Consider the following 6,328-nt stretch of genomic DNA (forward strand, 5'->3'; position numbering starts at 1 on the left):
CGATGATGACGTCGACGCGGAGCTTTCGTCTTCCTCTATCCTGGAAATTTTCATGTTCGTCGCCTCTCACTGCCATCTCGATCGCCTCGATCTGACGCCCTACGACGGCGATCTCGACGCGGCCCTGGAGGCCGCCAGGAGTCGTGGCGGCCGGCGTTTTCTGGCAATCTCGACGTCGCTGGAAGGCGCGCCGCAACTGGCCGGGATTGCGCGGCGCCATGACGATGTCGACATCAGCATCGGCCTGCATCCGCTCCACGAGGTGGTCCAGGAGCCCGACAGCGAGGCGATCCAGGCATGTGCCGACCGCTACGGTGCGGTGGCCATCGGCGAGACGGGCCTCGATTTTCACTACGACAGCGTACCGCGGGAGATCCAGCGCCAGCGCTTCGCCGCCCATCTCCACGCTGCCCGCGAACTCGAGCTGCCGGTCGTGATCCATACCCGCGACGCGCGTGACGAGACGCTGGCACTGATCCGCGAGCATATCGATCCGCAGGTGGGTGGGGTGCTCCACTGCTTTACCGAAGACCTGGAGATGGCCCGGGAGGCATTGAGGCTGGGCTTCTACATTTCGCTGTCGGGCATCGTCACGTTCGCCAGCGCCGAGGCGCTGCGCGGCGTGGCCCGCCAGGTACCGCTGGATCGCCTGCTGATCGAGACGGACAGTCCGTTCCTGGCGCCGGTTCCCCATCGCGGCCGGCCCAACGAGCCACAATGGGTCGTCGAGGTTGCCGAGTGCATCGCCCGCGAGCGAGGTATCACCGTCGACGAAGTGGCGATGCAGACCCGGGCCAACTTCTATCGACTGTTTCCCGGCTGCGCACCGGACGGGCAGGCCGACAACCCGTTCGTGTGAGAGCGTTCACCGGCGACAATGCACGTAGCGGCGCTGGTGCGTCGTCCAAGGGGGGCACGATGAAACTCGACACGCTGTTCCAGCAGCTCGATCCGCAGTCGATTCCACCGCTGGCGCAGTGGGATCCGCCATTTTGCGGCGACATGGACCTGGTCATCTCGGCCAATGGCGAGTGGATCCACGAGGGGACGCCGATACGTCGCCCCGCGCTGGTCGATCTGTTGAGCCGGGTGCTGCGCCGGGAGGCCGATGGCGGCTACTACCTGGTCACTCCCGCCGAGAAGCTGCGCATCGGGGTCGAGGATCTGCCGCTGCTGGTGACCGACGCCGATCGGGTCGATGCCGGTTGGATCGCTGTCACCGCCGACGGCGACCGGGTGCCGCTGGACGCCACCCACCGTCTGACACTGGTGAGCGGTCCGGCGGGAGACCTCCTGCCGGCACTGCCCATTCGCCATGGCCTGCTGGCGCGCCTGCACCGCAACCTGTTCTATCGCTGGGTCGAGCTGGCCGAGCGGCGCGGCGGCGAGATCGGGCTGTGGAGCGGGGGTGTCTGGCAGGTGCTGGGCCGGATCGACGACGAGGCGTCATGAACGATCTGGTCCACTCGATGCTGCCGGACAGGGCGAGCGCCGACGGATTGACCGCCGAACAGCGTGCCGTGGTCGGCCATCGTCAGGGTCACGCGCGGGTCGCGGCGGTAGCCGGTGCCGGCAAGACCACGACCCTGGTCAAGCGGGTATTGCATCTGCTCGCCAACGGCGAGAATCCGCGGCGCATCCTGGTGCTGATGTTCAATCGCGCGGCGAGGGACGACTTCCGCGCCAAGCTGACCCGGGAGGCGCCGCCGAACGTCGCGCTGCCGGAGGTGAGAACCTTTCATTCGATCGGCCATCGCCTGACCCAGAGCCTGACACGCTGGGGATACCTGCCGCCGCGCCAGTTGCTGCAGGCGGACTGGCAGCGGGAACGGCTGCTGCGGCAGGCGGTGATGCAGAGCCTGGAGTCGGCCGACGGCGAAACCCGCGAGGCGGCCCTGGATGCGGACCGGCTCGAGGCGTTCGGCCTGTTCTGCGACCTGGTCAAGGCGGAGGTCGCCACGCCGGCCGGGCTGTTCGAAAAGCTGGGCTATACCGCTAGCGAGCGGCACTTCGTCGACGCCTTCGAGGTGGTGGAATCGTTGCTCGAATCCGCCGGACAGATGACCTATGCGGATCTCCTCCATCGTCCTCTGCGGTGTCTCGAGAGCCACGCTGACGCGCGCCGCCGGGTCGAGGGTTTTCTGGGTCATGTGATCGTCGACGAATACCAGGACATCAACGAAGCCCAGCTACGGCTGCTCAAGGTCCTCGCCGGCCGGCAGGCCCAGGTCATGGCGGTGGGCGATGCCAATCAGTGCATCTACGAGTGGCGCGGTGCGCGGCCCGACGCGATGCTGGCACGCTTCGACGGGCTGTTCGGCAGCGCCAGCGAGTACCCGCTCTCCTATACCTTCCGCCATGGCCACGCCCTGGCACTGGCTGCCAACCACGCGATTCGGCACAATCGCCAGCGCTGGGACCAGCTCTGTCTGGCAGCGCCCGGCAACCCCCTGACCGAACTCCAAACCGGCGTCGGTGCCAGCGCGCTGCTGGAGACACTGCAGCGCTGGCACGCGGATGGCCGACACAGCGACGAGGCCTGCGTGCTGGTGCGCAGCTGGTCGTTGTCGGTCTCGGTACAGCTGCAGTTGCTGCGGGCCGGCGTGCCGTTTCGGCTGGCGCAGGAGGAGCGCTTCGTGTTCCGGCTGCCGCTGGTCCAGGCCCTGGCGGGCTACCTTCAACTGGCCCGCGAACCGCAGAGGCTGCACGATCCCGTCCATCTGGCGCTGCTGTTCTCGCAGCCGACGACCTTCGTGGCCCAGGAGCGCGTGCGCCGGCTGGTCGATGAGCTTGCCCGCACCCAGCATTGGCCGGCTCGCGACGCTTCGGTTCTGGCGGGCCTCAAACCCGGCCAGCGTCGGCACCTCAAACGGCGGTGGCAGCTGCTGTGCGAGCTCCCCAAACTGGCATCGTGGCCGCCGGCCAAGCTGCTCGAGCACGTGGTCGATGCCATCGACGCCGAGAAAATTCTGCGTCGCTCGGCGGCGCGACGCGAGAAGGGCGATGATGACGTACGCCTGCTCGATGTCCTGATCGAGCAGGCGGGGGAGTTGGCCAGCGATCCCGAGGCGTTCATCGAGCTGCTGCGCAATCCGGTCGAGAATCGCCCCGACGGCGTGTTGATCAGCACGGTGCACGGCGCCAAGGGGCTGGAGTGGCCGCTGGTTGCGGTGTGGGGGCTCAACGAGGAGGATTTTCCCCATTTCAGTCGCGACAATCCGCTCTCGCCGGAGCGGCTGGAGGAGGAGCGGCGGCTCTACTACGTGGCCATCACCCGAGCCAGGGAGCGGCTGCTGCTGGTTCAGGATGGCGGCGATCACCGGCCGAGCCGGTTCCTCGACGAGACCGCGGTAGAGGACTGCAGTCGAATCGACCGGGCGATCCGCGGCGGCAGCGAGACCGGCGTCGCGGTTCGCGAGCCGGAGATGATCGGCACCTATCTGGAGCGCATCGGCCAGGCGTGTGCGGATCTGGAGCATCTCGGGCGATCCCTCACGCTGCACGCCCGGCAGCCGGAGGCGCCATCCCCGGCGGCTGCTGCCGAGCCGGCCGGTGTGGCGCCGTGGCGGGTCGGAGACCGGGTGCGGCACGCCAGCTTCGGTGATGGCGAGGTGCTGGTGGTCGAGGGCAATGCCGCCAACCCGGTGATCGATGTCCGCTTTGTCTCGGCCGGTCGCCGCCGCCTGATTGCTTCGCGAGCGCCGCTGACGAAGCTCTCGTGATGGGCCAGACTGTCCCTTTCGATCGACGACGCTTGTGGAGGGAGTGATGAACGCATCCGTGCTGGTGACGGTGGAGGAGTTGCAGCGCAGTCTCGTCGGCGATCGCCCGCCGCTGGTGTTCGATTGTCGCGTGTTCCGGAATGAGGAGCAGGCCTCCTCCCGCCGCTATCTTCCCGAGAGCCTCTCTCTGGATCTCGAACGGGACCTTTCTGCGCCGCCGGGCGAGGGTGGCCGCCATCCACTGCCGTCACACGATGATTTCACCGCCACGCTCCAAGCCAAGGGTGTCACTCGCGAACGACCGATCGTGGTTTACGACGATAACGGGGGGCAGCTGGCGGCGGCGCGGGCCTGGTGGATGATTGCCCACTGGGCGGGCCATCCCGACGTTCGCGTTCTGGACGGGGGCATGACCGCATGGGCGCTGGCGGCAGGGGAGCTCGTGGAGATGACGGCCGAGCCTCGGGAACGGAGCCAGTGGCTTCCCGCGTTCGACGATGAAGCGCTGGTGTCGGCGAGCGCGCTTCTGGCGCGGGGCGGGCAACTGGTGGACGCCCGAGCCTTGCCCCGTTTTCGCGGTGTCGAAGAACCTCTCGATCCCGTCGCGGGTCATATCCCGGGGGCGAAATGTCGACCCTGTAGCGAGAATCTCGATGCGACCGGCCATTTCAAGTCACCACGGCGGCTGGCGGAGGAGTTGCCTCGGGCCGACAGCGTGACGGTCTATTGCGGCTCCGGCGTGACTGCCTGCCACAACATCCTCGCCTATGCCGTTGCCGGCCTGCCATTGCCGCGACTCTACGCGGGCTCCTGGAGCGAGTGGATTCGCGACCCCGCCAGGCCGGTCGCGACCGGCGACTAGGCCCGGCTCCGCCCGGGCGCCGGGAGAGCGCTGCGGCCGTAAGCTCGAAGCGGGAACCAAAAACCGCCCCAGGCACTTGCTTGGGGCGGTCTGCTTTATGCTGCCTTCGAGCTTCGAGCTTCGAGCTTCGAGCTTCGGGTTTACATATTGGGGTAGTTGGGGCCGCCACCGCCTTCCGGTGCCACCCAGGTGATGTTCTGGGACGGATCCTTGATATCGCAGGTCTTGCAGTGGATGCAGTTCTGGAAATTGATCCGGAACTGCGGCTCACCCGCTTCCTCGACCACCTCGTAGACGCCAACCGGGCAGTAGCGCTGGGCTGGCTCGGCATATTCCGGCAGGTTCTTCTCGATCGGAATGTCGGGATCGGTCAGCTTCAGATGACAGGGCTGGTTCTCGTCGTGATTGGTATTCGACAGGAACACCGATGACGGCTTGTCGAACGACAGCTTGCCGTCGGGCTTGGGATAGTCGATCGGCGACGACTCCGGCGCGGTCTGCAGGCGATGGTCCGGGGTGGTGTCGTGCTGCGTCGGCAGCTTGCCGCCCAGCAGCTGATCGACGAAATTGAAAGCGCCGCCGCCCACGGTACCGAACCTGTGAATGGCCGGGCCAAAGCTGCGGCTGGCATCGAGCTCCCGCCACGCCCAGCTCGACTCCCAGGCCGAGGTGAACTCAGTGAGCTCCTTGCCGCCCTCATCGCCGGCGGCGATGGCGGCGAAGACGGTCTCGGCCGCGATCAGCCCCGACTTCATCGCGGTATGAATACCCTTGATCTTGGCGAAGTTGAGCGTGCCGGCATCGCAGCCCAGCAGCAGGGCGCCGGGCATGGTCATGCTGGGCAGGCAGTTGGCGCCGCCCTTGGTGATCGCGCGGGCGCCGTAGGCCACGCGCTTTCCGCCTTCGAGATGACGCTTCAGCAGCGGATGGTGCTTCATGCGCTGGAATTCGTCGAAGGGCGAGAGATAGGGGTTGCGGTAGGCCAGGTCGACGATCAGTCGCACCATGGCCAGCGGCGCAGCACCAGGCCGGGCTGGTGCTGCTCGGCGGGCACGTCCCACAGCTCCTTGAAGCCGATGGCGTAGTGCTGGGGGTCGCGGTCCGCATCGAGCTCGAAGCGCGCGATCAACTGCTTGCCGATATGGCCGCGGGCCCCTTCGCAGAACAGCGTGTACTTGGCGCGAAGTTCCATGCCGGGCATGTAATTGGCGGTTTCGCTGCCGTCGGCGGCAACTCCCATGTCGCCGGTGATGATGCCGCGTACGATGCCATCCTCGTCGACGATGGGCTCCTGCGCGGCGAAGCCGGGGAAGATCTCGACGCCCAGCCCCTCGGCCTGCTCGGCCAGCCAGCGACAGAGGTTGCCGGCACTGATGACGTAGTTTTGTGTGCCCTGGTTTCTTGTGACATCGTTCTGCGTGGCCTGGCTGTCGCTGCCTTGGCCCGTGTTGTGCATCGATTTCGGCACCAGGGCGTTGGGCAGTTTCTGCGCCTTGTCGGCGTCTTTCAGCAGGTAGAGTTCATCGCGCAGCACGGGCGTGTTCAGCGGCGCGCCGCGCTCGGCCCAGTCGGGAAACAGCTCCGCCAGGGCTCGCGGTTCGAACACCGCGCCGGAGAGAATGTGCGCGCCGACCTCCGACCCCTTTTCGACCACGCAGACCGATAACTCCCGTCCGGCGTCGCTCGCTTGCTGCATCAGACGACACGCCGCCGACAGTCCGCTGGGGCCTGCACCGACGATCAC

Annotated in this window: 4 protein-coding genes and 1 pseudogene; 4 read left to right on the forward strand and 1 reads right to left on the reverse strand. The window is 67.0% G+C overall.

The window, feature by feature from the left end; translation table 11 throughout:
- Nucleotides 1-52: 52 nt before the first annotated feature.
- From AC3AYF_RS16945 to AC3AYF_RS16960, 4 genes are read left to right on the forward strand one after another with little or no spacing between them, the layout of a single operon-like run.
- On the forward strand, nt 53-859 hold the full coding sequence (locus AC3AYF_RS16945) for a TatD family hydrolase (RefSeq protein ID WP_295040913.1): 807 nt from the start codon (nt 53-55) through the stop codon (nt 857-859).
- Between the two features lie 59 nt (nt 860-918).
- Nucleotides 919-1,452 (forward strand): DUF1285 domain-containing protein, encoded by a 534-nt coding sequence (locus AC3AYF_RS16950; protein ID WP_149434721.1) that lies wholly within the window; start codon nt 919-921, stop codon nt 1,450-1,452.
- Nucleotides 1,449-3,722 (forward strand): ATP-dependent helicase, encoded by a 2,274-nt coding sequence (locus AC3AYF_RS16955; protein WP_295040907.1) that lies wholly within the window; start codon nt 1,449-1,451, stop codon nt 3,720-3,722. The genes AC3AYF_RS16950 and AC3AYF_RS16955 overlap by 4 nt, the downstream gene beginning before the upstream one ends.
- 46 nt (nt 3,723-3,768) lie before the next feature.
- A complete protein-coding gene (locus tag AC3AYF_RS16960) occupies nt 3,769-4,584 on the forward strand; it encodes a sulfurtransferase (protein WP_295040909.1) in 816 nt (271 codons plus the stop codon).
- 140 nt (nt 4,585-4,724) lie between these two features.
- On the opposite strand, the pseudogene AC3AYF_RS16965 reads toward AC3AYF_RS16960, so the two are convergent.
- A pseudogene (locus AC3AYF_RS16965) lies at nt 4,725-6,328 on the reverse strand (electron transfer flavoprotein-ubiquinone oxidoreductase); the annotation flags it as partial.

The sequence above is a fragment of the Salinicola sp. genome (genome assembly GCF_982684285.1).